Origin of the sequence: Aeromonas sp. s12 (genome assembly GCF_040907925.1) — a bacterium.
GTDB lineage: Bacteria > Pseudomonadota > Gammaproteobacteria > Enterobacterales > Aeromonadaceae > Aeromonas > Aeromonas veronii.
In genome coordinates this window covers 37280-60862 of sequence record NZ_JBFOCT010000034.1, presented here as the reverse complement: position 1 = coordinate 60862, position 23583 = coordinate 37280, and the positions used below count along the sequence as shown (strand labels likewise).

21 protein-coding genes and 4 tRNA genes are annotated in these 23583 nt (G+C 61.8%); 14 read left to right on the top strand and 11 right to left on the bottom strand.

The features are described 5' to 3' along the window. Positions 1-16 precede the first annotated feature (16 nt). From AB5Y67_RS16480 to AB5Y67_RS16470, 3 genes are all read left to right on the top strand, one after another. On the top strand, positions 17-1603 hold the full coding sequence (locus tag AB5Y67_RS16480; RefSeq protein ID WP_021231269.1) for an EAL domain-containing protein: 1587 nt from the start codon (positions 17-19) through the stop codon (positions 1601-1603). A gap of 162 nt (positions 1604-1765) precedes the next feature. Beyond that, the gene (locus AB5Y67_RS16475) at positions 1766-3160 is read left to right on the top strand and encodes a D-arabinono-1,4-lactone oxidase (RefSeq protein ID WP_199427835.1); all 1395 of its coding nucleotides are present in this window, start codon (positions 1766-1768) and stop codon (positions 3158-3160) included. Between the two features lie 9 nt (positions 3161-3169). Next, positions 3170-4297, top strand: coding sequence for a GTP-binding protein (locus AB5Y67_RS16470; protein WP_164461668.1), 1128 nt, complete (start codon positions 3170-3172; stop codon positions 4295-4297). Here the strand turns inward: AB5Y67_RS16470 and AB5Y67_RS16465 are convergent. Together AB5Y67_RS16465 and AB5Y67_RS16460 are read right to left on the bottom strand one after the other, a co-directional pair. Continuing rightward, on the bottom strand, positions 4282-7389 hold the full coding sequence (locus tag AB5Y67_RS16465) for an efflux RND transporter permease subunit (RefSeq protein ID WP_150389822.1): 3108 nt from the start codon (positions 7387-7389) through the stop codon (positions 4282-4284). The genes AB5Y67_RS16470 and AB5Y67_RS16465 overlap by 16 nt on opposite strands. Next, a complete protein-coding gene (locus tag AB5Y67_RS16460; RefSeq protein ID WP_064341808.1) occupies positions 7386-8486 on the bottom strand; it encodes an efflux RND transporter periplasmic adaptor subunit in 1101 nt (366 codons plus the stop codon). Before AB5Y67_RS16460 ends, AB5Y67_RS16465 begins: the two co-directional genes overlap by 4 nt. Positions 8487-8576: 90 nt before the next feature. Here AB5Y67_RS16460 and AB5Y67_RS16455 point away from each other — a divergent pair, with 90 nt between their 5' ends. After that, positions 8577-9185 carry a TetR/AcrR family transcriptional regulator gene (locus AB5Y67_RS16455; RefSeq protein ID WP_005355070.1) on the top strand — a complete coding sequence of 203 codons (609 nt, stop codon included), beginning with the start codon at positions 8577-8579 and terminating at the stop codon, positions 9183-9185. 11 nt (positions 9186-9196) lie between these two features. Continuing rightward, positions 9197-10600, top strand: coding sequence for a multidrug transporter subunit MdtD (mdtD, locus tag AB5Y67_RS16450; RefSeq protein ID WP_021231263.1), 1404 nt, complete (start codon positions 9197-9199; stop codon positions 10598-10600). Here mdtD and AB5Y67_RS16445 read toward each other — a convergent pair. The 3 genes from AB5Y67_RS16445 to folB form a co-directional block, all read right to left on the bottom strand. Next, a complete protein-coding gene (locus AB5Y67_RS16445; RefSeq protein ID WP_021231262.1) occupies positions 10572-11060 on the bottom strand; it encodes a YbaK/EbsC family protein in 489 nt (162 codons plus the stop codon). The two genes, mdtD and AB5Y67_RS16445, sit on opposite strands and share 29 nt — an antisense overlap. A gap of 126 nt (positions 11061-11186) precedes the next feature. After that, a complete protein-coding gene (gene folK, locus AB5Y67_RS16440) occupies positions 11187-11696 on the bottom strand; it encodes a 2-amino-4-hydroxy-6-hydroxymethyldihydropteridine diphosphokinase (protein WP_021231261.1) in 510 nt (169 codons plus the stop codon). Continuing rightward, positions 11696-12067 (bottom strand): dihydroneopterin aldolase, encoded by a 372-nt coding sequence (gene folB / locus AB5Y67_RS16435; RefSeq protein WP_005356584.1) that lies wholly within the window; start codon positions 12065-12067, stop codon positions 11696-11698. The genes folK and folB overlap by 1 nt, the downstream gene beginning before the upstream one ends. A 157-nt stretch (positions 12068-12224) precedes the next feature. Here folB and plsY point away from each other — a divergent pair, with 157 nt between their 5' ends. The 6 genes from plsY (at position 12225) to AB5Y67_RS16405 (ending at position 14579) form a co-directional block, all read left to right on the top strand. Next, the gene (plsY, locus tag AB5Y67_RS16430; RefSeq protein WP_031227839.1) at positions 12225-12887 is read left to right on the top strand and encodes a glycerol-3-phosphate 1-O-acyltransferase PlsY; all 663 of its coding nucleotides are present in this window, start codon (positions 12225-12227) and stop codon (positions 12885-12887) included. A gap of 47 nt (positions 12888-12934) precedes the next feature. Then, positions 12935-13010: transfer RNA gene (locus AB5Y67_RS16425), tRNA-Phe, on the top strand. 52 nt (positions 13011-13062) lie between these two features. After that, positions 13063-13138, top strand: a tRNA-Thr gene (locus AB5Y67_RS16420). A gap of 3 nt (positions 13139-13141) precedes the next feature. Further along, positions 13142-13217, top strand: a tRNA-Phe gene (locus tag AB5Y67_RS16415). 8 nt (positions 13218-13225) lie between these two features. Further along, a tRNA-Asn gene (locus tag AB5Y67_RS16410) sits at positions 13226-13301 on the top strand. Between the two features lie 105 nt (positions 13302-13406). Then, a complete protein-coding gene (locus AB5Y67_RS16405; protein WP_005355060.1) occupies positions 13407-14579 on the top strand; it encodes a nucleoside recognition domain-containing protein in 1173 nt (390 codons plus the stop codon). Positions 14580-14665: 86 nt separating this feature from the next. On the opposite strand, the gene AB5Y67_RS16400 is transcribed toward AB5Y67_RS16405, so the two are convergent. After that, positions 14666-14998, bottom strand: coding sequence for a hypothetical protein (locus AB5Y67_RS16400; protein WP_064341811.1), 333 nt, complete (start codon positions 14996-14998; stop codon positions 14666-14668). Between the two features lie 133 nt (positions 14999-15131). On the opposite strand from AB5Y67_RS16400, the gene AB5Y67_RS16395 reads away from it, so the two are divergent. Next, complete coding sequence (locus AB5Y67_RS16395) at positions 15132-15647, top strand: ClbS/DfsB family four-helix bundle protein (RefSeq protein ID WP_144715335.1); 516 nt, start codon at positions 15132-15134, stop codon at positions 15645-15647. 248 nt (positions 15648-15895) lie between these two features. Further along, entirely contained in the window at positions 15896-16351 is a 456-nt protein-coding gene (locus AB5Y67_RS16390) for a hypothetical protein (protein ID WP_100644944.1), read from the top strand. 75 nt (positions 16352-16426) lie between these two features. Here AB5Y67_RS16390 and argH read toward each other — a convergent pair whose 3' ends face one another. From argH to argC, 5 genes are all read right to left on the bottom strand, one after another. Next, on the bottom strand, positions 16427-17812 hold the full coding sequence (gene argH, locus AB5Y67_RS16385) for an argininosuccinate lyase (protein ID WP_123172254.1): 1386 nt from the start codon (positions 17810-17812) through the stop codon (positions 16427-16429). 210 nt (positions 17813-18022) lie between these two features. After that, on the bottom strand, positions 18023-19258 hold the full coding sequence (locus AB5Y67_RS16380) for an argininosuccinate synthase (RefSeq protein ID WP_033115910.1): 1236 nt from the start codon (positions 19256-19258) through the stop codon (positions 18023-18025). An 84-nt stretch (positions 19259-19342) separates the two neighbouring features. Next, positions 19343-20254: an ornithine carbamoyltransferase gene (locus tag AB5Y67_RS16375; RefSeq protein WP_199427836.1), complete on the bottom strand. Its 912-nt coding sequence runs from the start codon at positions 20252-20254 to the stop codon at positions 19343-19345. Positions 20255-20279: 25 nt separating this feature from the next. Then, entirely contained in the window at positions 20280-21059 is a 780-nt protein-coding gene (gene argB, locus AB5Y67_RS16370; protein ID WP_101348150.1) for an acetylglutamate kinase, read from the bottom strand. Between the two features lie 22 nt (positions 21060-21081). Next, positions 21082-22089 (bottom strand): N-acetyl-gamma-glutamyl-phosphate reductase, encoded by a 1008-nt coding sequence (gene argC, locus AB5Y67_RS16365; protein WP_368208009.1) that lies wholly within the window; start codon positions 22087-22089, stop codon positions 21082-21084. A 271-nt stretch (positions 22090-22360) separates the two neighbouring features. Here argC and argE point away from each other — a divergent pair, with 271 nt between their 5' ends. Beyond that, the gene (gene argE / locus AB5Y67_RS16360) at positions 22361-23506 is read left to right on the top strand and encodes an acetylornithine deacetylase (RefSeq protein WP_123172258.1); all 1146 of its coding nucleotides are present in this window, start codon (positions 22361-22363) and stop codon (positions 23504-23506) included. Positions 23507-23583 lie beyond the last annotated feature (77 nt).

Below are 23583 nucleotides of genomic sequence, written 5' to 3'. Positions count from 1 at the left end.
TGCGGCGTGGTTCTTTATGTTTCTGTTCAGGATCGATCTCTCCCGAACCGGGTTACGCTTCGGCGGTGCCTTGCTGGTTTTTACCCTGCCGCTGCTGGTGGGAGCTTGGCTCATCCACAGCAATTATGTGCAGGAGCTGAAAGCGGAATCCAGCGCCTCGGCCCACAAGGCCAGAACCCTGATGGAGTCGATGCTGGATCATGCGGAGCAGGCCAATCGCTCCGTGCTGCCCTTGGTGAAGGCTCCCTGTCGCGACAACCTGCTGGTGCTGCGCAAGAAGGTCGCCATCGAGCCCTTCCTGCGTTCGGTCAATCTGGTGCGAAACGGTATCATCAATTGCACTTCGCTGTTTGGTGAGGCCAATGATGCCGATGACGGCTCCATCTACACCGGCCGCAAGCTGCTGCTGATGAGTGGCAACCGGGTGCGGCAAAATCACCCGCTGCTGGTGGTGCGCACCGAGCAGGGAAAGGATGCCGCCTTGAGCGCCATCGACAGTACCCAGCTCAGCTTCATGCTCTCCATGAGCGGAAAATCCAGTGCGCTCTATCTGCAGGTGGGGTCGGCCTGGCTCAATGAGTCTGGCCGCTATCTGAGCGAGGCGCCCACCCTCCATCGCGGGATCAGCCAGGCCCTCACCTCATCCCATTATCCTTTCACCATCCATGCCGGTTATGCCATGCCGGTCTACTGGAAGTCGCTGTGGGCCGCGCGGCACGTGGCGCTGTCGTGGCTGGCGGTTTCCTCGCTTTTGCTGGCCTGGCTGGTGTGGTGGGTGCTGGGGCGCCCCGGCTCGCCAACAGATGAGTTGCGACGCGCCCTGCGGGCCAGGGAGTTTGTTCCCTATCTGCAGCCGCTGATTGCCAGCCACGATGGCAAGATGATGGGCGCCGAGGTGCTGATGCGCTGGGAGCATGTCAATGAAGGGGTGATCCGGCCCGATCTCTTTATTCCGCAAGCGGAAGAGTCGGGACTGATCGTTCCCATGACCACCCATATCATGAAGCAGGTGGCGACAAGGTTGAACCGCTCTCAAGAGCAGTTGCCCGATGGGTTTCATATCAGCTTCAACATCAGCGCCGCTCATTGCCACGATTTTGCCCTGCTGGCCGAGTGTCGCGCCTTCCTCGGCCACTTCCTCCCCGGCAAGGTGGTACTGGTGCTGGAGCTGACCGAGCGGGAGCTGTTGATGTCAGATCCCCAGACCCTCTCCCTGTTCCGCCAGCTGGACGAGATGGGGGTCAAACTTGCCATCGACGACTTTGGCACCGGCCACTCCAGCCTGGCTTACCTGCAGCAGTTTCATGTGGATTACCTCAAGATCGACAAATCCTTTATTGCCCGCATCGGTACCGAGTCGCTCTCGGAACATATCGTGGACAACGTGATCGATCTGGCGACCCGGCTCGGTCTGGCGCTGGTGGCGGAAGGGGTGGAGAGCGAGCGTCAGGCTGACTACCTCAGGGCTAAAGGGGTCGACTATCTACAGGGATACCTGTTTGCCCGCCCCATGCCGCTGCGCCAGTTCTGCGAGGAGCTGCTGCCGGAAGAGGCGCAGACCCGGCAGCCAGATGGGGTACGAGGCATCCCGAACGCCACCTGATCTATCGGTGACTGACGGGCGGACACGCTCCCTTCTGGCAGGGTAGGGAAGTGCTCTCTCCCTATCCCCCCTCAAGTGCAGGGGCTTGTTTTCCATGCCTTGTGGCTCGCTTTTCGGTAGAATCGGCGCTCATTTTGACGTCAGTAAAAGATGAGGCGCGGTATGACGGTTCAGTTCCAGGCATTTCACAGCATCAAGGCGATCGGTAATCGGGAGGTGCTGTTCAACTGGTCGAGAACCAATCCCCTCGGAGCGCTGGATCAGGTGTGGCGCCCGAAAAGCCGCGACGAGTTGCAAGCGCTGCTGCGGGAACACCCCGAGCGCAAGCTGCGCCTTATCGGCTCCGGCCTCTCCTTCGAACCCATCCACAGCGTCTATGCCGAGGGCAGTCAGGCACTGCTGGTGGACTTGCACCACCTGCGCGGCCAGCTGACGAAAACTGCCGATACCGTGACCTATCAGGCGGGGACGCCGCTCGATACCGTTTATGCCGAGCTGATCGCCATGGAGCGGATGCTTCCCGCATCCCCCGGTGTCATCGGCATCCAGACCCTGGGCGGCGCCCTCAGCACCGGCACCCACGGTCAGGGGCTGCACCAGTCTGCCCTCTGCGATGCGGTGGAGGCGATGACGGTGATGCTGGCCAGTGGCGACATCATCCGGGTGGATCGCACCGACCCGCGCTTCGGCGCCTTCGTGATGGGGATGGGGATGCTCGGCATCCTGCTCGACGTCACCCTGCGCACCGTGCCAAATCGCATTATGCGCTGCACCAAGTTCACCACCGACTATCCCTTCCTGCTGGCACACAACGAGCGGCTCAACCGCGAGCACGGCTTCGTGAAGAGCTGGTGGTTTGCCTGGACCGGCGAGAGCCATATCTGGCTGGTGGATCCCGCTTCCGAGGAGGAGGTGGCCCGCTACCGCGCAGGCTGCAGCGAGCCGCTGCTGCTGGAGGGCGATATCGACGCCCGCATGAATGCCACCATAGATGCCACCTTGCAGAAGATGGCGAAAGATACCAAGGATGAGGCGTTGGCTGGTGAGCACTTCGAGACGGTACGCCGCTTCAAGGATGCCTCCGATCTGGTGGGCAACGTCTACCAAATTCTCTGCAAGGGGATCCCGGCACCTCAGATCAACTGTGAGGTGGCGGTGCCGCTTCATCGCATGAACGAGGCGCTGGAGACCCTGCAGGCGTGGCAGCAGGCCAATCCGGGCGTGCTGCACTATCCCTTTATCCTGCGTTGTACCGGCCCTTCCGAGGCCTGGCTCAGCGCCGCTTATGGCCAGTCGGTCTGCTGGATCGGTTTTCTGGTCTATCTGGCGGCGGACGGCACCTTCGTCAACGGCTCCATGGAGCAGATGCGCGAGCTGCAACAACTGCTGGCGCCGCTTGGCGGCATTCCCCACTTCGGCAAGCATCTGGCGATGGATCTCTACGACTTCCCGGCCCTGTTGCCACGCTGGAACGATTTCGTGGCGTTGAAAGCCGAGCTCGACCCCCACGGCCGCTTTGAAAACCGCTGGCTCAGCGACCTGTTTGCCAACCGGTAAGGATCTGACATGACCGATATGCAAGATACCCGTATCCCAGTGACCCTGCTGACCGGCTTTCTCGGCAGCGGCAAGACAACGCTGCTCAACCACTGGGTCAAGCAGCCGGAGCTCGGTGAGTGCGCCGTGCTGATCAACGAGTTCGGCTCGGTGGGGCTGGATCACCATCTGGTGCAACAGGTGGATGAGCAGGTGATGCTGCTCGACTCCGGCTGCATCTGCTGCTCGGTACAGGGCTCGTTGGTGGAGGCGTTGCAGGGGCTCTTTATGAAGGCCATCCAGCGCAAGATCAAACCGTTCAAGCGGCTGATTATCGAGACCACCGGTCTGGCAGATCCGGCCCCCGTGCTGTTCACGTTGAGGGAAGAGGGCTTTATCGCTCAGCGCTACCGCTTCGATGGCACCGTCACCGTCGTGGATGCCGGTCATATTGAGCTGCAGTTGGCGGCCCAGTATGAGGCGGTGAAACAGGTGGCGCTGGCGGATCTGCTGGTGGTGAGCAAGGGGGATCTGGTGGACGGCGAACAGCTGGCGCGGGTCGAAGCCCAATTGGCGGCCCTCAATCCAGCGGCCCCGATCCAGCAGGTGACCAATGGCGAACTGTCGCCAGCGGTGCTGGAGAAGCTCGGCGCTTACAACGAAGCGGCCGGGCGCGATGTGCGCCAGCTGCTGGCCTGGCTGCGCACCGAATCCCCCAAGCAGGGGCTGGCGTCACCGATGCAGCCGAAGATGCAACCGTTCGCCGCCAAGGTGGGCACAGCTGCGCCCACCCACTTCGAGCACGGCAACATCGAGAGTTTCTCTTTGCGCATCGGTGAGCCGCTCAAGCCCTCTCGCCTGCTGGCCGCCATCGATGCGGTGCAGGCGCAGTATGGCGATGCCCTGCTGCGCCTCAAGGGGATTTTGCAGCTGGAAGGGGAGAGCCAGCCGGTGGTGATCCACGGCGTCCACGGCCAGCTCTATCCGCTGCAGGCACTGGGTGAGTGGCCGGAGGGCAAGGCCCAGTCCCGACTGGTGTTTATCGTGAAAAGTCAGGACAAGGCCGGTATCGAGCAGCTCTTTATGGCGACCCTCAAGGCCCCCGAGCCCACTCTGGAAGAGCGGCTCAAAGCCATGCTGGGTCAGCCCGATAACTGATCTTGCGCGTTGCAGCTCTCCTGCATCGGGTCAGGACGGCGACGGTTGAACAGCACAAACGCCACCGGCACAAAGTAGAACGAGAGCAGGGTCGCCAGCGCTGTGCCACCGGCGATGGCGATGGCAAAGGGAGGCCAGAAGCCGCCGCCCCCCAGCAATAGCGGGATGAAGCCGCCCACCGTGGTGATGGTGGTCGAGACGATGTGGCGGCTGCAACCGGCCACCAGGTCACGGATCTGCGGCAAATTGCCCTGTTGTGCCTGCGGGTCTGCCTTCAGCTCGGCCAGAATGACGATGGCGGCGTTGATGGCCAGCCCCATCAGTCCCAGCAGGGCGATGATCACTGTAAACCCGAAGGGGTACCCCAGCAGCCAGACCCACAGCAGCCCGAGCCCCGCCGACTGGATCGCCACCAGGGTGACGATGCCTGCCAGCCGGAACGAGTTGAAGCTGAGCACCAGCACGGCCACCAGCAGCACGGCGACCAGGCTGACGTGCGCCATCAGATTGCCCACCGATTCATCCCGCTTGGCGGCTTCTCCGCCAAACTCCAGTCGATAGCCCGGCGGCAACGCCAGCGCCTTGGCGGCCAGCCTCTCTTTGACCTGCTCCAGCACGGTTTGCGGCAGTACGCCGACCGCCAGATAGGCCTCCAGCACATTGACCCGCTCACCATCCCGACGGCTGATCTCCCCCCAGCTTGGCAGCAGCTCGGGAGTGGCCAGTGCCCGCAAGGTGAGATTGGCTGCCCCTTGCTGGCCGGTGCCGGTGAGCGACAGCGGCACATTGAGCAGCGCATCCGGATCCTGACGCAAGGGCTCGGCCAGTCGCACCCGAACCGGGATTGACTCGGTGCCTTCCAGCACAGTGCCGCCCAACCTGCCATCCAGTGCGCCCGCCAGCCGGGAGGCAACATCTGTCAGGCTCATGCCTGCCAGTCGGGCGGCCTCCTCATCGACCTGCAACCAGAGTTTGGGGGCCCCGGCCTGCAAGGTGGCGCGGGTCTGCACCACTGCCGGGGTATTGGCGAGCAGACTGCGCAGCTCCTCTCCCAGACGGTGTAGTTGTTCAAGGTCGGGGCCAAACAGCCGCAGCTCGACCGGGGCATTGAAAGGCGGCCCCTGTTCCAGCTTGCGCACCAGGATCTGCGCTTCGGGAAATTTTGCATCGAGCCGCTGCTGCAGTTGTGGAATGAGCCGCTCGGCAGCATCGGCATCCTGCAGAGTGATCATCCCCTGGGCGTAATCGGCCCGCCCCTGTTTTCTGGGCACCAGGTTGTAGTAGAAGCTGGGTGCGTTGTCGCCCACCACCCAATCCTGGCGAACCAGCTCGGGGAGGCTGGCCAGCTCGACGGAGAGCCCCAGTGCCAGCTCGCGGGTGCGCGCCAGGCTCGCCTGTGGGGAGAGGCTGGCCTCGATGTGGATCATGTCCCGGTCGGCAGGGGGAAAGAACTGTTCGGTGAGGCGGCCCGCCACCCAGAAACCGAGCAGGGGCAGCAGACTGACCAGCAGCAGGGTACGCCAGGGGTGAGCCAGCGCCATGGCGATGCTCTGCTGGAAACGTGCGCTCACCCGGGGCAGGTGCAAGCCATCCTGATACCAGCGTCCCCCCTGATCACTGCCAATCCAGCGGGCTGCGAGGCCAGCCACCAGGGTGTGGGCGATGAGGTAGGATCCCAGCAGCGAGCAGATCACCGCCCAGGCGATGCCGCCGACAAACTCGCCTGCGGGGCCCGGCATCAGAATGATCGGCATAAAGGCGAGCATGGTGGTGAGGGTGGAGCCCAGCAGTGGCAGCCAGAGGTGGCCGATGGCTTCCAGTGCGGCGGCACTCATGGCCATGCCGTGGCGGCGCTGATACTGCACCCGATCCGCCATGACGATGGCGTTGTCCACCATGATCCCGAGCGCCACCACCAGACCGGTGACCGACATCTGGTGAATGGGCAGATTGATCAGGTTCATGCAGGCGAATGAGAACGCCACGGTAAGCGGCAGCGACAGGGCCACGATAATGGCGGCCTTGACTCCCAAGGTCACCAGCAGTACGGCCACTATGATGAGGAAGCCCTGCACAATGTTGATGAGCAGGGTGTCGAGCCGCTGATCGGTATAACGCTGCTGATCGAAGCTGGTGACGAGGCCGATATTATCCGGCAAGTCCTGTTGCAGCTGGGCCAGCATGGTATCGACCCGTGCCGACCAGAGGTCGATGCGGTGATCCTGTGCCATGCGCAGGCCGACCACCACGGCCCGCTCACCATTGGCAAAGGCCAGCTGGCTCTCCGGCTGGTGCAGGGTACGCCGTACCTCGGCCAGATCGCCAAGGCGCAGGGTCTGGCCCTGCTCGCCGGTGCGCAGCGGGATCTGGCGGATCCGCTCCAGGGTATCGAGGGCGCCGCGGATCTCCACCTGAAAGCGATTGTGGCTGCCCTGCAACTCCCCGGCGGCCACTTTGGCATCGGCACCGCTCAGTGCCTGGGCAAGCTGTTCGCCACTCATGCCGCTGGCACTGAGGGCGAGGGGATCGAACCGCACCTCGATCTCCTCCTGCGGTGCCCCGACCCGCTCGACGTATTCGGTGCCCGGCAGCTGGCGAGCCCGGCGTTCCAGCTCGGCGCTGTAGCGGGCGAGGCGATCCAGCTGCGGCTGGCCCGGCCCGCGCCAGACCACATTGACCAGCCGGGTGAAGGGGTAGCCCTTCTCGTCATCCAGCTTGGGGGCACTGGCGCCGGCTGGCAGTCCGGCGGCAAGATCTGCCAGCCGGTCACGGACTCTGGACCAGACGGGCTCGACATCGCTGACCTCATCCTTGAGCTCCAGATTGATGATGGAGAGACCGGGGCGAGAGCTCGACTCGATCAGCTTGATCTCGCTCTGGGCCCGCAGCCGGTTCTCGATGGGCTCGCTCACCAGCGCCTCCACCCGCTCGGCGCTGGCCCCGGGGAAGTGGGTAACCACGCTGGCAAAGCGGCTGGTGAGCTGGGGATCTTCGGTTCTGGGCAGGATCTGCAATGCCGCAAGGGCGGCCGTCAGCAGCAGCGCGACCGTCAACAGCAGCAGTCGGCCATTCTCGATAAACGGGCGGATCATGACTGTGGCTCCAGATGCGCCGCCTGATGATCCACGCTGGTGCTCAGGGTGACCTGCTGGCCCGGCACCAGTTTATGCAGGCCATCGGTCACCAGCTGTTCCTGTCCGTTCAGGGCACCACTGATCCAGGCCCGTTCGCCATCTTGCTGCAGCAGGGTGACGTCCCGACTGACCACCCGGGGTGGCGTTTCGTCGTTGAGCAGATAGAGGGTCCAGCTACCGCGCAATCCCTGGGTCAGTGCGGTGAGCGGCACCTCGTAGGCGCGGGTGGGCTCGCGGGTCTGATGCAGCAGGGTGATCAGTTGCCCCTCTGCCAGCTGTTCGCCGCCCCGGGTCAGCTGGAAGCGGGCGGTGCGGGTGTGGGTCTGCCCGTCCACTTGTACCCCCAGATTAAGCAGGCGCCCCTCCAGTGATTGCGCCCCGCTTTGCAGGGGATAGCGTTGGCCGACGATCAGGGATTCGGCCTGTTTCACCGGCACGCCGATATCGGCCTCCCACTGGCCGCTGCGGGTCAGGGAGAAGAGAGGCTGGCCTGCGGCCACCACAGCCCCCAATGCCTGCTCGCGGCTGACCACAATCCCGTTGAAGGGGGCGCGCAGCTGTGATTTCTCCTGTTTGACCCGGTTGGCTTCGAGGGCGGCGGCCAGCTGGTTGGCGCTTGCCTCCAGCATGCGGACTTTGCCTTGCTGTTCATCCAGCGCCTGACGGGAGCTGAACTGCTGCTGGCGCAGAGCTGTGAGCCGATCGAGCGTCTGCCGGGCAAGGGTCAGTTCGGCCTCGTTCTGGGCGGCCCGGGCGGCCAGCTCTTTGGCTTCCACTGCCAGCAGCCGGGTGTCCAGTGTGGCGAGCAGTTCGCCAGCCGCGACCGGCTCTCCCCGTCCCTTGTGCAGGGTGGCGATCCGCCCTGCCAGCTCGAAGCCTATCTGGCTGTGCTCGGGGGCGATCACCCGGCCATTGAAGCGGTGCAGCACCGGGTAGTGATCGCTGGCTTGCAGCGGCTGGGCGATCACCCGGGTCAGGACGGGTGTTTCTTCTGACTCTGTGACCGGGCTGCAGCCACTCAGTAACAGCGCCAGCAGGATTAAGCAAAGTGTCATGACATCATCCTCTGGTTGACATAACATCAAATCACACCGGTGAGTCTAGTTTTTCGAAACTAGACTGTCCAGTTTGATTGTGGAGGAAAAATGAACATTTCACCCCGTAGTCAGCAGAAGCGGGCTGCGATCCTCGATGCTGCCGGGCGGCTCTTCTGTCAGCATGGTCTGCATCTGGTCAGCATGGACATGGTGGCCAGTGAGGCGGGCGTCTCCAAGCAGACGGTCTACAGCCATTTTGCCAACAAGGAGTCGCTGTTTGCCGAAGCGGTGGGCAGCAAGTGCGTCAGCAGCGAGCTGATGCCGGAGGTATTGTTGCGTGGCAACAATGTGCGGGAGAGCCTGATTGCCTTTGGTCGCAGCTTTCGCAAGTTGATCCTGAGCGATGATGCCATCAATATCTTTCGCACCTGCATCAGCTGCAACGATGCCCAGCTGGCCACCCTTTTTTTCGAGGCGGGCCCGCTCTACGTGACCGAGATGCTGTCCAACTGGCTGGAGCAGCAAAAGCAGCAAGGCCTGCTGTGCCATCAAGACAGCGAACAGGCCGCCTTGCAGCTGTTGCTGATGTGGCAGGGCAAGGAGCGAATGCTCCGTGAGCTGGGTCTGCCGTTGACCCAGAGCGCTGCCGAGCAGGATGCCTGGACCCTGAGTTGTGTCGATCTCTTCCTGACCGCCGCCGCTCCCCCGCAAAAATAATGGAGGTGGCAATGAGCCACACAGTGACAGATGCCCAGCGCAAGTGGCTGCCCCTGCTGGCGGCGGTCGGTTTCTTTATGCAGGCGCTGGATGGCACCATTCTCAACACCGCCCTGCCCAGCATGGCCGAGACCTTGGGAGAGAGCCCGCTGCAGATGCAGTCGGTGATCATCGCCTACATGCTTACGGTGGCGCTGCTGATCCCGGCCTCCGGCTGGCTGGCAGACAGATTCGGCACCCGCCGCATCTATCTGGCTGCCATCTCGCTCTTTACCCTCGGCTCGCTCGCCTGCGCCGCCTCCAATTCGCTCTCCATGCTGGTGGCCGCCCGTGTGCTTCAGGGGATTGGCGGTGCGCTGCTGATGCCGGTGGGACGGTTGGCGGTGCTGCGGGTCTATGACAAGCACGAGCTGCTGCGGGTGATGTCGTTTGTCACCATCCCGGGGCTGCTCGGCCCGCTGATGGGGCCGGCGCTCGGTGGCTGGCTGGTGGAAGTGGCGAGCTGGCACTGGGTGTTTCTCATCAACCTGCCGGTGGGGTTGCTCGGCTTTATCGCCAGCTGGCACTTTATGCCGGAGCTGCGGCAGCAGACCGCCCGGTTCGACTGGCAGGGCTTTGTGATGTTCAGCGTCGGCATGGTGCTGGTGTCGGTCGGCTTGCAGGGTTTGGGGGAGCACAGCATCTCCACCGGTTGGGCGCTGTTTGCACTGATCTTCGGCTTGGCGGCGATGGCGAGCTACTGGCTCTATGCCGCCAATGCACCGCAGCCGCTCTTTAGCCTGAACCTGTTCAAGACCGCCACCTTTGCCATCGGCATCTGGGGCAACCTGTTTGCCCGCCTCGGCAGCGGCGCCATGCCCTTCCTCACTCCGCTGTTTCTGCAACTGGGGCTCGGTTTCTCCCCGAGCAAGGCGGGGATGACCATGATCCCCACCGTGATTGGCGCCATGCTGACCAAGACGCTGGTGAACAAGCTTATTCCGAAGGTGGGCTATCGCCGCATCCTGATCGGCAACACCCTGCTACTGGGGGCGATGATCGCCAGCTTCTATTTCATCGACAACCAGCTCCCCTACGGGGTCTTGCTGGGCTGGCTGGCGATCTTCGGCGCCATCAACTCGCTGCAGTTCTCCGCCATGAACACGCTCACGCTGCAAGATCTCAGCCCGACTCTGGCCAGCAGTGGCAACGGTCTGCTCTCGGTGGTGATGCAGCTCTCCATGAGTTTGGGGGTGGCGATTGCCGCCAGCCTGCTCGGGCTCTTCTCGGCGGGTACCTCAGCGGCTAACGGCCAGTGGCTGGCCGGGTTCCACCTTACCTACCTCTGTGTCGGGCTGCTCTCCATGCTGGCGGCGTTGATCTTCGCCCAGCTGGCGCACGATGGGGCTACGCCGTCGGTGCGGGCAGATAGCTGACTTGGCAGGGGAGCTGCGCCAGTACCTCGGCCAGATGCTCGGTCGCCAGCAGAAAGGTTTGCTCCGGGTGGCCCGGGGTCCAGGTGAAGGCGGTGTGGTTGAGCAGTTGCGGGTCCACCAGTAGTGGAATATCGGCACGGGGCAGGAAGGGGCAGACCGCTCCCGGCAGGCAGCCAATCTCCGCCTGCATCTCTTCGGCGGTGCAGATGGAGGGCTTGGCACCGAGTGCGGCTTTGACAGCCTTGTTGTCGAGCCGTCCGTCCCTATGGGTCAGCAGCAGGGCGAAGCGGCCATCCTTGAACTTGAGAAACAGGGTCTTGCTGAACTCCGCCTGCCAGCCGAGGCGGGCCTTGACCTTTTCATCGGTGGCGTAGTCGAGGATGGGTTCATGCTCATAGCGCTGGTGGGGCAGTTCGGCCAGTAGCTGGCAGTTGAAGTGGTGAATGGTATCGAGTGGCATGGGGTTCTCCTGTAGTGGGCGCTATCCTGCCAGCCTCGCAGGGTCAGGCCCAATGACACTTTCTTATCCGTGATAAGCAACCCTGTCTGTGCAAACAACAAGGGCGCCGTGAGGCGCCCTTGTTGATCAGTGATGCTGCAATTCGCACGCTTCCCAGTGAAAGGGAATGGGGCACAGCTGCTGGGAGGCCTTGTCATAGGCTTGCCACAGCTCGCCCATGGTGCGTCCATCGAGGGGGTGGCACAGTTTGGGGGCCAGCTCGGCCAGCGGCCACAGCACGAAGGCGTTGGTGAGCACTTCACCGCGTGGCAGCACCAGCGGGGTGTCGCAGACTAGATCGCCATAGAGCAGCAGGTCGAGATCCAGGGTGCGCGGGGCGAACTTCTTGGCATCCGGCTCGCGGCCGTGGGCGAACTCCATGGCCCGCAGTCGCTGGCAGACGGTGGTCAGCGGCAGATCGGTCTCGGCAGCCGCTACCAGGTTGTAGAAGGGGCGGCCGTTGAAGCCGACCGCTTCGCTTTCGAATACCCGGGAGACCCGCAGCTCGCCAAATTCGGCGTGCAGGGCATCGAGCCCGGCGCGGATATGGCGATCCCGCTCGATGTTGGAGCCGAGGCTGATATAGATGGTGGTCATCAGTTGCTGCTCGCGGCAGGGGTGCGATGGCGCAGGATCTCGACGCCGACCCCGGCGGCATTGGGCACGGCGCCCGGCTTGGTGAGGGTCACCTTGACCCACTGTACCCGCTCGTCGGCGAGCACCAGCATGGCGACCTGCTCGGCCATGGTCTCGACCAGCTCGACCACCTTGCCGGTGACATGCTCGCAAATCTTGTTGGAGAGGTCGGCATAATCCAGTGCCAGATTGATGTCGTCGGTTGCTGCCGCGGGGCGGTTGTCGAACCCCATCTCGAGGTCAAAACGGAGCTTTTGGCGAATGCCCTTCTCCCACTCATATACACCGATGGTGGTCAAAACTTCGAGTCCGCGAATAAACACCTTGTCCATGACTGTACTTCTTCTTTACTCTTGATGGGCTGTGATGACAGCGCAGGGATGCTGGCCGGGCAACAGGCTTGCCGAGGCGCTCTGGGTGGGCATGGGCCCATGCCAGCGTATGTGGCCCGCATCATACCCCATTCATATCGTGGTAAAAACGACCAAGATGACGGCCCTGACGATTTTGATGATTATTCTGGCCTACCTGGGTGGTTCACTATCCAGTGCTGTGCTGGTCTCCCGCTGCACCGGTCTGCCCGACCCGCGGGATCATGGCTCCCACAATCCGGGGGCAACCAATGTGCTGCGCCTTGGTGGCCGGATGGCGGCGCTGGTGGTGCTGTTGCTCGATGTGCTCAAGGGGACTGTGCCCGTCTATCTCGCCTGGTATCTGCAGATCAAACCCGTCTACCTCGGCTTTATCGGGGTCGCCGCCTGCCTCGGCCATATGTACCCCATCTTCTTTCATTTTCGCGGTGGCAAAGGAGTCGCCACGGCACTGGGGACCATGATGCCCATCGGCTTTACCATGGGGGGCGCCGTGATTGGCACTTGGCTGCTGGTGCTGCTGGTGAGCGGCTACTCCTCGCTGGCCTCCATCATTACCGTGCTGCTGACGCCACTCTTTACCTACCTGCTCAAACCCGAATATACCCTGCCAGTCTCCCTGCTCTCCTGCCTCATTCTGATCCGCCATCACGAGAACATCTCCCGCCTGCTCAAGGGGGAGGAACCCAGAGTCTGGGGGCGAAAACGCGCGGCCTGTGCCGAAGAAGTGGCAGAAATGGACGATGTTGCGCAAAAAAGAGACGAACGAGACAAAAAGTGAAATTTCCCGTTGACCATCCGCCTTAAAATCCGTTTAATAGCGCCCACGCCCAGATAGCTCAGTCGGTAGAGCAGGGGATTGAAAATCCCCGTGTCGGCGGTTCGATTCCGTCTCTGGGCACCAATTTTGGTGCCATGAAATAAAAAATTTGTTCATGCACAATGGTTTAAAGTGTGCCGGCTTAGCTCAGTAGGTAGAGCAACTGACTTGTAATCAGTAGGTCACCAGTTCGATTCCGGTAGCCGGCACCATTTGCCCAGATAGCTCAGTCGGTAGAGCAGGGGATTGAAAATCCCCGTGTCGGCGGTTCGATTCCGTCTCTGGGCACCAATTACAATTCCTCCTTAGTTCAGTCGGTAGAACGGCGGACTGTTAATCCGTATGTCACTGGTTCAAGTCCAGTAGGAGGAGCCAATTCAAAAAGCCCTTGTCGCAAGACAAGGGCTTTTTTCTATTTGGCGCAGCCATTTTTTAACCATAAAAACAACCACACACGCACAGATGAACCGCAGGATAGATATGGAAAATCATGTAGTTATAGAGTCAAAGGGGCGACTTGCCGCCATTCGGAACTGGATGGAACCCGTGCTGGTACTGCTTATTCTCGGCAGCCTGTTCGGTTACCTCGGCAGCCAGATGGGCCTCTCTGCCATGGTCAACACCCTGTTCAATACCGCCCACCAGCTGCTGCTCAATACCGTGCTCTTTATCATGGGGATCACGGTGCTCTCCGGTGCCCTGAGCCAGCTCTTGAGTGAGTTCGGGGTGATCCGCCTGCTGGAGGTACTGCTGGCCCCGCTGATGAAGCCGGTGTTTCGTCTGCCTGGCCGCACCGCGCTGGCGGCGCTGATGACCTTCTTCTCCGACAACCCGGCTGTGATCAGCCTCGCCAAGGACAGCCGCTTTCGCAAAGGCTTCACCCCCTGGCAGCTGGTGTCGCTCACCAACTTCGGCACCGCCTTCGGCATGGGGCTGATCGTGGTGACCTTTATGGCCACCCTGCAACTGCCGAGCGGTGAATCCACCGCCAGCGCGGCGCTGATCGGGTTGCTGGGTGCTCTGGTGGGCTCGGTGGTCTCTACCCGGCTGATGCAGCGGATGATCCGCCCCTTGGTGGGGGAAGTGCTGAACGATGATGCTGTATCGTCCGACGGCCGCAAGGTAGGGGTGACCAAAGAGGCGGCTCCCGGCTGGCTGCGGATCCTCAACTCACTGCTCGATGGCGGCAAATCTGGCGTGGAGCTGGGGATGGCGGTGATCCCGGGTGTGCTGATCATCAGCACCTTCGTGATGTTGCTCACCTTTGGCCCAGGCGACAAGGGCTATACCGGCGAAGCGTTTCAGGGGGTAGCCCTGCTGCCGGTGCTGGCCGCCAAGGTGAGTTGGCTGTTTGACCTGCTGTTTGGCTTCCAGCAGCCGGAGCTGGTCGCTTTCCCGGCTACCTCGCTCGGTGCGGTCGGTGCCGCCATGTCGCTGGTGCCCCCTTTTATCGCCAAGGGGTGGATCACCGGTAACGAGGTTGCGGTGTTTACCGCCATGGGGATGTGCTGGAGTGGCTTCCTGAGCACCCACACCGCCATGCTGGATGCCCTCGGCTATCGCCACCTCACCTCCCGCGCCATCGTTGCCCACACCATCGGCGGCCTGTGCGCCGGTGTGGCGGCGCATCAGCTCTATCTACTGCTGGGCTGAGTCGGGTTCAGACACGGAAACAAAAAGAGGCTCTTCGGAGCCTCTTTGCGTTTCCCCCTGCCGCGCCCTGCTCACGGGCGCACCAGTCACCTTTGCGGCGTGATGCCCTGCACCTTCAACCAGAATCGCTCCTGGCAGTGGTTGTGAAACAGCTTGCTGGCTGGAGTGATGGGGATGGGGCTGGCGATGACCCGATAGCTGATCCAGCACTCGGCACAAAGCTGCTGCGATGGCGCTTCGTCCTGTTCGGTTTGCTGGCGGATGACGCCCCCATTGGCAAACCAGCTGGTGGTTATCTGGTGCTGGATCACAGTGCCGCTCTCATCATGCTCGCTATAGTGTTCACTCTCTTGGCGGGTGAGAGTGACGGGGCTCTCCTGTCGATGAATGGCCCTGATATAGCTGATTAGTTGATTCATTGCCGATCTTGCCGTGATGGTTGGCCTGCACTGGATGAGCTGTACAGGATGGAAGAGGGCTAGCGTAACGTGCTGCCGGGGTTGCGGCAATCGCCTCGGCTGCACCGCAAGCAAATCTGAAAAGGGGAGAGCAATGGGGATCCCGCAAAACAAGGCCGAGCTGCTACTCGCGATCGATACCAATTTCAGCAAGTTGTTCAAGGCGTTGCAGGCCGTCCCCGAGAGCCGGGTGCGGGAGCCGACCCTGACAGGGCACAGCAAGGGAACCACCATGAGCGTCGCCAATCTGCTGGCCTACCTTATCGGCTGGAACGAACTGCTGATCAAGTGGATCGAGCGGGATGCGGCAGGTCTGCCAGTGGATTTTCCCGAAACCGGTTTTAAGTGGAACGAGTTGGGCAGGCTGGCCCAAAAGTTCTATCGGGATTACGAGGGGCTCAGCTATCCGGCGTTGTTACAGCGGTTGGCTGCCGCCAGAGGGCACATCATCGAACTGGTGGAGGCGCGCAGCGACCTGCAGCTGTATGGCTGCCTCTGGTATGAGAAGTGGACGCTCGGGCGGATGATCCAGTTCAATAGCGCCTCCCCCTATCTCAACGCTAACGGGCGGCTGCGCAAGTGGCTCAAAGAGTTGGCGAGCAGGGTGTGAAAAGAGGGCGATAGCTGCCCGGGGGGGGCGGCAAAACGCTTTGCCACCATATTGCCACTACCGCCCGTGGCGGCAGCTACTGGCCGCCTGACTCCCCTTTGCGCTCGGCTATCTCCTGCGTGCTGGTTGAATAAATAGATCAGCCATTCAAGGGATTAGCCGGTGCAGTGCGTTTTATCGCCGTGCTGGCCCCGCTTATGCACATCTCTTGGCAACACCATCAAGGGTCGTTGTCGCGGAGAGATATCATGATCAGCAACCTGCTTCCCCTTGCCTCTATCGCCCTCAAGCTGGGCAGTCAGCTGCTCGGCAGCAGTGCCAAACCTGAGCCTGTGCAGCAAACAGTGCAGGAAGATCGCCTCGCCCCGACCGTCCAGAGCTTGTTCCAGCGGCTGGGTGTCAAGGATGCCGACAGCGAGCAGAACCATGCTGCCATCAACCACTTTATGGGGGAGCTGATGCAGACTCTGGGGCAGGAGAATGGTGGCCAATCCCTTCCCGCAGCCATCGACAGCGCCCGCAACCAGCTGGTGAGCGGCACCCAGAGCACCCGCCTCGATGCCCTGCAAAGCGAGCTTGATACTCTCAAGGATTCCCTCGGTGCCAGCCATCTCAACCTCGATCAGCTGCTCGCTGCCTTTAAACAGACCTTGCCCAATGGCAAGGGGGAGGGGGTTGGCAAACTGCTTAATGCCAGCGCCTGAACCGCGGTGAGCAATAAAAAACGGCAACCTGAGGTTGCCGTTTTGCTTTCTAGTTCGAATGACAAGCAGGTTGGTTTAACCCGTCCGTTTTGCCAGCCAGGTTTCGGCGGTGGTCAGGGCTGCTTCTACCTGTTCGCGGGCGACGCCGCCTTTGGCGACCCGCTTGGCCAGGGTCGCTTCCAGTTCCAGATTGGGGTAGACGTCGAACTCGATCACCGGGCTGAAGCGCTGGAACTCGCCGATGGAGAGCTCCTCCAGCGGTTTGCCCACGCTGATGGCGAATACCACAGTTTCGCCGACGATATGGTGCGCTTCACGGAATGGAATCCCCTTGGCTACCAGATAGTCCGCCAGCTCGGTAGCGTTGGCATAGCCGCCTTGCGCCGCCGCCATGGTGCGCTCACCATTCACCTTCAGATCGATTAGCACCAGCGCCGCCATGTCGAGGCAGTCGTGCCAGGTGTCGAGGGCATCGAACAGCCCCTCCTTGTCTTCCTGCATGTCCTTGTTGTAGGCCAGCGGCAGCGCCTTGAGGCTCATCAGCATGCCCATCTGGGCGCCGACCACCCGGCCGGTCTTGCCACGAATAAGCTCCAGCGCATCGGGGTTCTTCTTCTGCGGCATCAGCGACGAGCCGGAGGTAACCGCGTCGGAGAGCTCGACAAAGCCCGCCTCGCCGGTGTTGTAGAAGATAAGGTCTTCGGCAAAGCGCGACAGGTGGGTCATGGAGAGGGATGCCACGTGCATCAGCTCCACCACGTGATCCCGATCGGAGACCGAGTCCAGACTGTTGCGGGTGGCGCCGGCAAAGCCCATGTCGAGCGCCAGCGCTTCGCGGTCGATGGCGTAGGCAGTGCCCGCCAGCGCGCCGCAGCCGAGCGGGCTGGTGTCGAGGCGCTTCAGCGCATCCTGCAGGCGGGAGTAGTCCCGCTCCAGCATCTCCACATAGGCCAGCGCCCAGTGAGCGAAGGTGACCGGTTGGGCCCGCTGCAGGTGGGTGTAACCGGGCAGCACCGCGGCCTGATTGACGCGCGCCGAGGCGACCAGCCCCTGCTGCAGGGCGGTGATGGAGCCGAGCAGCAGCTCGCCCTGCGCCTTGCACCAGAGTTTCAAGTCGGTGGCGACCTGATCGTTGCGCGAGCGACCGGTGTGCAACTTCTTGCCGAGATCGCCGACGGCGGCGATGAGCTGGCTCTCGACCCAGGAGTGAATGTCTTCGGCATCCGAGCTCAGGATCTGCTGGGGATCCTGCTGCACCGAGGCGAGCAGCACCTCCATCGCCTGCTGCAACTTGCCCTGCTCATCGGCGGTCAAGACGCCCACCTTGACCAGCGCTTTGGCCCATGCCATGGAGCCCTGAATATCCTGCTCCGCCAGCCGGTAATCGAACCGCAGCGAATCGTTGAACTGCTTGAACCGGCTATCGGCTCCCTGACTGAAGCGTCCACCCCAAAGTGCCATACTGCTCTCCTTGAATGCGTTGTCGGCGGCGCCCTGGCCACCGAGCTTGAAATCGTGCCCTGTTTTTCTGCGAGCCTGTTATCTCACAGAAGCGGCCGGGGCGCTGCCGCTCTTGTCACACCCGCTGATGATGGGTCAGGGGCTATGCCCTCTGCCTGTAGAAGAGGGGGCCATGCCCCCTCAACGGAATCAACGGGTTATCGCGCTTGCTTAGCCGTGGGTGTGATCGCCACCGATGGCCTGATGCTGCTCCTTCATGGCGCGGATCCGGCTGGCCAGAGTGTAGAGACGGATAAAGCCTTCGGCATGGCTCTGGTCATACACTTCGTCGGCGCCGAAGGTGGCAAAGTCTTCGGAGTAGAGGCTGTTCGGTGACTTCTTCTGCACCGCGGTGACCTGACCCTTGTACATCTTCAGTACCACTTCACCGTCCAGATCTTCGGCGATGGCGTTGGCAGAGGCGAGGATCGCCTTGCACAGCGGGGTGAACCAGCGGCCGTCATAAACCAGATGGGAGAACTCGGCACCCAGCTTCTCCCGCCAGGCGCGGGTCGGGCGATCCAGTACCAGCTCTTCCACGGCGCGCAGCGCGGCGACCATCACGGTACCGCCCGGGGTCTCGTAGCAGCCGCGGGACTTCATCCCCACCATCCGGTTTTCGGTGATGTCGATGCGGCCCACGCCGTGCTTGCCGGCACGCTCGTTCAGGGTCATCAGGATCTGGTGCGGGCTGAGCGGCTGGTCATCCACGGCCACCACTTCACCCTGCGCCACGGTCAGCTTGACGTACTCCGGCTGATCCGGTGCCTGTTCGGCCGGTACGGTCCACTGCCAGACCGCTTCGGACGGCTCGTTCCAGGTGCTCTCCAGCTCGCCACCCTCGGTGGAGATGTGCCAGGCGTTGGCGTCGCGGCTGTAGATCTTCTTCAGGGTCGCCTTGCAGGGGATGTTGCGGGTCTCCAGATAGGAGAGCAGATCTTCCCGGGAGCGCATGTCCCAGATCCGCCACGGGGCGATGACTTTCAGCTGGGGCGCCAGCGCGGCAACCGCACCTTCGAAACGCACCTGATCGTTACCCTTGCCGGTGCAGCCGTGGGAGATGGCATCGGCCCCTTCCGCCAGCGCCGCTTCCACCATCGCCTTGGCGATCACCGGACGGGCCATGGAGGTGCCCAGCAGATAGGTGCCCTCATAGACGGCGCCGGTCTTCAGGGTCGGGTAGACGTACTCTTTGACGAACTCTTCCCGCAGATCCTTGATGATGCACTTGGTGGCGCCGGAGGCGATGGCCTTCTGCTCGATCCCTTCCAGATCGTCACGCTCCTGACCGACGTCGGCCACGAAGGCAATGATTTCGGCGTCATAGTGCTCTTTCAGCCAGGGAATGATGGCCGAGGTATCCAGTCCACCCGAGTAAGCCAGTACGATCTTGTTGATTCCGCTCATGTTACTTCTCTCCGTGATGATTCGATGATGATTCAATAAAAGGGTCGTGATTCAGGTTGAGTGCCGCGTTACTTGTTGCCCTGACTATTTATGCCCAAACAGGGTCAGCAACACGGCGTTCTGGATATGCATCCGGTTTTCGGCCTCGTCCATGATGAGGGAGGCGGGGCCATCCATCACCTGCGAGGTGATCTCCAGCTCCCGATGAGCCGGCTGGCAGTGCTGCACATGTGCAATGCCGGTGCGGTCGAGCAGGGCCTGGTTGATCTGGTAAGGCATAAAGAGGTCTTTGACCTGCTCCATCGGGGTGTTGTCGCCCATGGAGACCCAGGTATCTGTGTAGGCCACGTCGAACCCTTCGATATCCGCCACGTCATCGCTGATGTGGATGGTTGCCCCCGACTTGGCCGCCAATGCCTGCGCCTGCAGGAAGATCTGGGTATCCGGGCCGTGGCCTTTCGGGCAGATGAGGGTGACGTCGGTGCCCAGGGTCGCCCCCAGCAGCAGCAGAGAGTGGCTGACGTTGTTGCCATCACCGAGGTAGGCAAGTTTCACCTTCGACAGATCGTCGTAGTGCTCGGCAATGGTCATAAAGTCGGCCAGCCCCTGACAGGGGTGGTAGAGGTTGCACAGGCTGTTCACCACCGGCACTGTGCCGTGCTCCGCCAGCTCGACCAGGGTCTGGTGATCGAACACCCGGGCGACGATGGCATCACACCAGCGGGACAGGTTGGCGGCGAAATCCTTCACCGACTCCCGCTTGCCCAGCGCGCCGTTCTGCTGATCCAGATAGACGCTGTGGCCGCCCAGCTTGGCGATGCCTATGTCGAAGGTGACCCGGGTGCGCAGGGAGGGTTTCTCGAACAGGGTGACCACACTCTTGCCCGCCAGCGCCTGGCTGTACTTCTTCGGGTCGGCCTTCACTGCCTTGCCCAGCGCAATCAGCGCTTCAATCTGGGCTTTGTTCAGATCACTGTCTTTCAGAAGATGTTGCATCGGATGTTCCTTGTTCCGGTGGAGATCAAATAGCGACCTGGGTGCCGACCGCGCCGCCAGCCAGCAGCTTGAGCAGCTGATCCGGGTAGCGCCAGCTGGCGACACAGACCGGCTTGCCGAGGGTCTCTGCGGCGTGCAGGGCTGCTTCTACCTTGACCGCCATGCCGTCGCGGATCACCCCTTTCTCCATCAAATCCAGCGCGGTCAGCTTGTCGAGCTGGGGCACCAGCTTGCCCTTGCCATCGAGGATGCCGCTCACATCGGAGAGCATCACCAGATCGGCACCGAGCGCTTCGGCAATGGCGGTGGCCGCCTGATCTGCGTTGACGTTCATCAGCTGCCCGTCGGCAGTGATGCCGATGGAGCTCACCACCGGCAGGAAGCCCTGACCTAGGATCCCCGCCACCAGCGCCGGGTTGCCCGGCTTGCACTCGCCGACCGCGCCGAGATCCGGGTCGAGCTGGGTCACCTGACAGAGGCCGCCGTCGGCGAGGCAGAGCCCAACTGCCGGAATGCCGGTGGCGATCGCCTTGGCCATCATTTGCTTGTTGGCGGTCCCCGCCAGCGCCCCGGCAATAAAGGGGATCTGCTCGAACGGGGTCACCCGCAAGCCGTTCTTTTTGGTAGAGGTGAGACCCAGCCCCTTGAGCAGGTCATCCACCAGACAGCCACCGCCGTGTACCAGCACCAGCGGACGGTGCTGATCGTCGAGAAAGGTTTTGAGGGTGGCGAACAGGGCGGTCAGCGCCTCGTCGTTCTCGATAAGGGCACCGCCCAGCTTGATTACCAACGTCTGTTTGTCCATGTTCGAGATCCTTCCTAAGTCCTTAAATCAGGCCGGTGGCCGGTTCAAAACCAAATTTGATATTTATGCACTGCATGGCTTGCGAGGCGGCGCCCTTGAGCAGGTTGTCGATGGCGGAGACCACCACCAGCATGTTGCCCTGCTGTTGCCAGGCGATATCGCAGTAAGGGGTGTTTGCCACACCGCGAATAGAGGGCATCTGGCCGGTGAGTCGCACCAGTGGCTTGCCTTCGTAAGCCTTGAGGAAGGCCTGATCCACTTGCGTAGGAGTGACGCCGTCCGCCAGCTGCACATAGATGGTGGCCAGAATGCCGCGCACATAGTTGCCAAGGTGGGGCTGGAACAGCACCTCCTTGCCGAGGTGATGGCTGATCTCCGGCTGGTGTCTGTGATTGAAGGTGCCGTAGGGATTGAGGCTCACTTCGCAGAAGCTGGTGTTGATGGCTGCCTTGCGCCCGGCGCCGGAAACCCCGGAGACGGCGTTGATGATCGGCTGCCACCCCTTGGCAATCAGGCCATCCTGCTGCAGCGGCTTGAGGGCGCACAGCGATGCGGTCGGGTAGCAACCGGGCACGGCAATCAGCTGGGCGGTTGCGATGGCATCGGCATTCCACTCCGCCAGGCCATAGGCGGCCTGATCCAGCCACTGTTCGCTCTGGTGGGTGAAGCCATAGAAGCTGTCGTAGAAGCCCTGATCCTTGACCCGGAAGGCGCCGGAGAGATCGAACACCGGCAGCCCCTTGGCGAGAAACTTGGGCGCCAGCTCGGCGCTCACTTCGTGGGCGGTGGCCAGCAGCACCAGATCGGCCTGGGTCAGGATCCGGGTCATGCCGTCGTCGTCCAGCGGTAGCAGCGGTTGATCGAGGGCGCCGACCCACTGGGGATGCAGGGAAGAGAAGGGCTTGTGGGCATCCTGACTGCCGGCGGAGACATAGAGGCCGAACAGCTTGAGTTGTGGATGGTTCTGTACCAGTGCGGCCAGTTCGGCTCCCGCGTAGCCACTGGCACCGACGATAACGGTGTTAAGCATGTTGAATATTCCAAGTCAGAGTTCGAGATTCACAGCATGACGCTGCAGTGCACAAGGGTGTTCGATCGCCCCTTTGCACAAGTGCGGAGGGGCAATTCAGGCGGGTGTGTGTCGTCGGTTATAGATCAGGTGACAGAACATTAACTTTCCCTTACAACTAGAAGCCTTTGTTGATGAGCCAGATATTCAGGTAAAATTACAGAATATTCATGCACTCGCTTTGCATTTGTATTTTCTAGCAGAAACATTCCGGGGACGCAAGGAGGAGCTGATGGCCAATCTGGATTTTTTTTCACTTTATAAGAATATTATTGCGATTCCCTCTATCAGCAGCACGGATCCCAAGTGGGATCAGAGCAACGAGGCGGTGATCCGGCTGCTGGCTGACTGGTTCGGTCAGCTCGGTTTTCAGTGCGAGGTAACGGCGCTCCCCGACCTGCCGGGCAAGTTCAATCTGGTGGCGACGATTGGTCAGGGGGAGGGCGGTCTGCTGCTGGCAGGCCACACCGATACGGTGCCGTTTGATGAAGGAGGGTGGAGCAAGGATCCCTTCAAGGTGACCGAAGAGGGCAACCGTCTCTATGGCCTCGGTACCATCGATATGAAGGGCTTCTTCGCCTTCATAGTGGAAGCGCTCAAAGAAATCGATCTCACCAAGCTGACCAAGCCGCTGCGCATTCTCGCTACCGCCGATGAAGAGACCACTATGGCGGGGGCCCGCGCCATCGCCGCGGCGGCCGAGCTCAAACCCGACTACGCCGTGATTGGCGAACCGACCGGGCTGGTGCCTGTGGTGGCCCACAAGGGACATATGTCGGAGGCGATCCGTATTACCGGCAAGAGCGGTCACAGCTCGGATCCCGCCAACGGTGTCAACGCCATGGAGATCATGCACAAGGCGATGGGGCAGGTGCTGCGCTTGCAGCAGGATCTGAAAGATCGCTACGCCGACCACCGCTTTGCCGTGCCGCAGCCGACTCTGAACCTCGGTTACATTCAGGGTGGTGACAGCCCGAACCGCATCTGCGGCTGCTGCGAGCTGCATATCGACCTGCGACCCACCCCGCAGGTGGGACCGGACGAGTTGATGGGGATGCTCAAAGAGGCGCTCTCTCCCATCGAAATTCACCAGCCGGGCTGTCTGCATCTGCAACATCTGCATGAACCCATTCCCGCCTATGCCTGCGCCGACGACTCTGTGCTGGTGCGCGAAGCTGAGAAGGCGAGCGGTCGCGCCGCCGAGTCGGTCAACTACTGCACCGAGGCGCCGTTTATCCAGCAGCTTGGCTGCGAGACTATAGTGATGGGCCCCGGCCATATCACCCAGGCGCACCAGCCGGATGAGTATCTCGACCTCTCCTTCGTCAAGCCGACCACCGCAGTGTTGCAACACCTGATCAGACGTTTTTGCCTGTAGCGGCGGCGGTGAAAGGGGCGTAAAAACTGTAAGTAAGTTACATAACAAGCCGGTTGTGGAGTGGTGAGGGAAATACA

What these genes read in the sequence shown, in the direction of transcription:
- AB5Y67_RS16480 (WP_021231269.1), top strand. Translation starts at nt 17, where the DNA reads ATGTTTCTGTTCAGGATCGATCTCTCCCGAACCGGGTTACGCTTCGGC.
- AB5Y67_RS16475 (WP_199427835.1), top strand. Translation starts at nt 1,766, where the DNA reads ATGACGGTTCAGTTCCAGGCATTTCACAGCATCAAGGCGATCGGTAAT.
- AB5Y67_RS16470 (WP_164461668.1), top strand. Translation starts at nt 3,170, where the DNA reads ATGACCGATATGCAAGATACCCGTATCCCAGTGACCCTGCTGACCGGC.
- AB5Y67_RS16465 (WP_150389822.1), bottom strand. Translation starts at nt 7,389, where the DNA reads ATGATCCGCCCGTTTATCGAGAATGGCCGACTGCTGCTGTTGACGGTC.
- AB5Y67_RS16460 (WP_064341808.1), bottom strand. Translation starts at nt 8,486, where the DNA reads ATGACACTTTGCTTAATCCTGCTGGCGCTGTTACTGAGTGGCTGCAGC.
- AB5Y67_RS16455 (WP_005355070.1), top strand. Translation starts at nt 8,577, where the DNA reads ATGAACATTTCACCCCGTAGTCAGCAGAAGCGGGCTGCGATCCTCGAT.
- mdtD (WP_021231263.1), top strand. Translation starts at nt 9,197, where the DNA reads ATGAGCCACACAGTGACAGATGCCCAGCGCAAGTGGCTGCCCCTGCTG.
- AB5Y67_RS16445 (WP_021231262.1), bottom strand. Translation starts at nt 11,060, where the DNA reads ATGCCACTCGATACCATTCACCACTTCAACTGCCAGCTACTGGCCGAA.
- folK (WP_021231261.1), bottom strand. Translation starts at nt 11,696, where the DNA reads ATGACCACCATCTATATCAGCCTCGGCTCCAACATCGAGCGGGATCGC.
- folB (WP_005356584.1), bottom strand. Translation starts at nt 12,067, where the DNA reads ATGGACAAGGTGTTTATTCGCGGACTCGAAGTTTTGACCACCATCGGT.
- plsY (WP_031227839.1), top strand. Translation starts at nt 12,225, where the DNA reads ATGACGGCCCTGACGATTTTGATGATTATTCTGGCCTACCTGGGTGGT.
- AB5Y67_RS16405 (WP_005355060.1), top strand. Translation starts at nt 13,407, where the DNA reads ATGGAAAATCATGTAGTTATAGAGTCAAAGGGGCGACTTGCCGCCATT.
- AB5Y67_RS16400 (WP_064341811.1), bottom strand. Translation starts at nt 14,998, where the DNA reads ATGAATCAACTAATCAGCTATATCAGGGCCATTCATCGACAGGAGAGC.
- AB5Y67_RS16395 (WP_144715335.1), top strand. Translation starts at nt 15,132, where the DNA reads ATGGGGATCCCGCAAAACAAGGCCGAGCTGCTACTCGCGATCGATACC.
- AB5Y67_RS16390 (WP_100644944.1), top strand. Translation starts at nt 15,896, where the DNA reads ATGATCAGCAACCTGCTTCCCCTTGCCTCTATCGCCCTCAAGCTGGGC.
- argH (WP_123172254.1), bottom strand. Translation starts at nt 17,812, where the DNA reads ATGGCACTTTGGGGTGGACGCTTCAGTCAGGGAGCCGATAGCCGGTTC.
- AB5Y67_RS16380 (WP_033115910.1), bottom strand. Translation starts at nt 19,258, where the DNA reads ATGAGCGGAATCAACAAGATCGTACTGGCTTACTCGGGTGGACTGGAT.
- AB5Y67_RS16375 (WP_199427836.1), bottom strand. Translation starts at nt 20,254, where the DNA reads ATGCAACATCTTCTGAAAGACAGTGATCTGAACAAAGCCCAGATTGAA.
- argB (WP_101348150.1), bottom strand. Translation starts at nt 21,059, where the DNA reads ATGGACAAACAGACGTTGGTAATCAAGCTGGGCGGTGCCCTTATCGAG.
- argC (WP_368208009.1), bottom strand. Translation starts at nt 22,089, where the DNA reads ATGCTTAACACCGTTATCGTCGGTGCCAGTGGCTACGCGGGAGCCGAA.
- argE (WP_123172258.1), top strand. Translation starts at nt 22,361, where the DNA reads ATGGCCAATCTGGATTTTTTTTCACTTTATAAGAATATTATTGCGATT.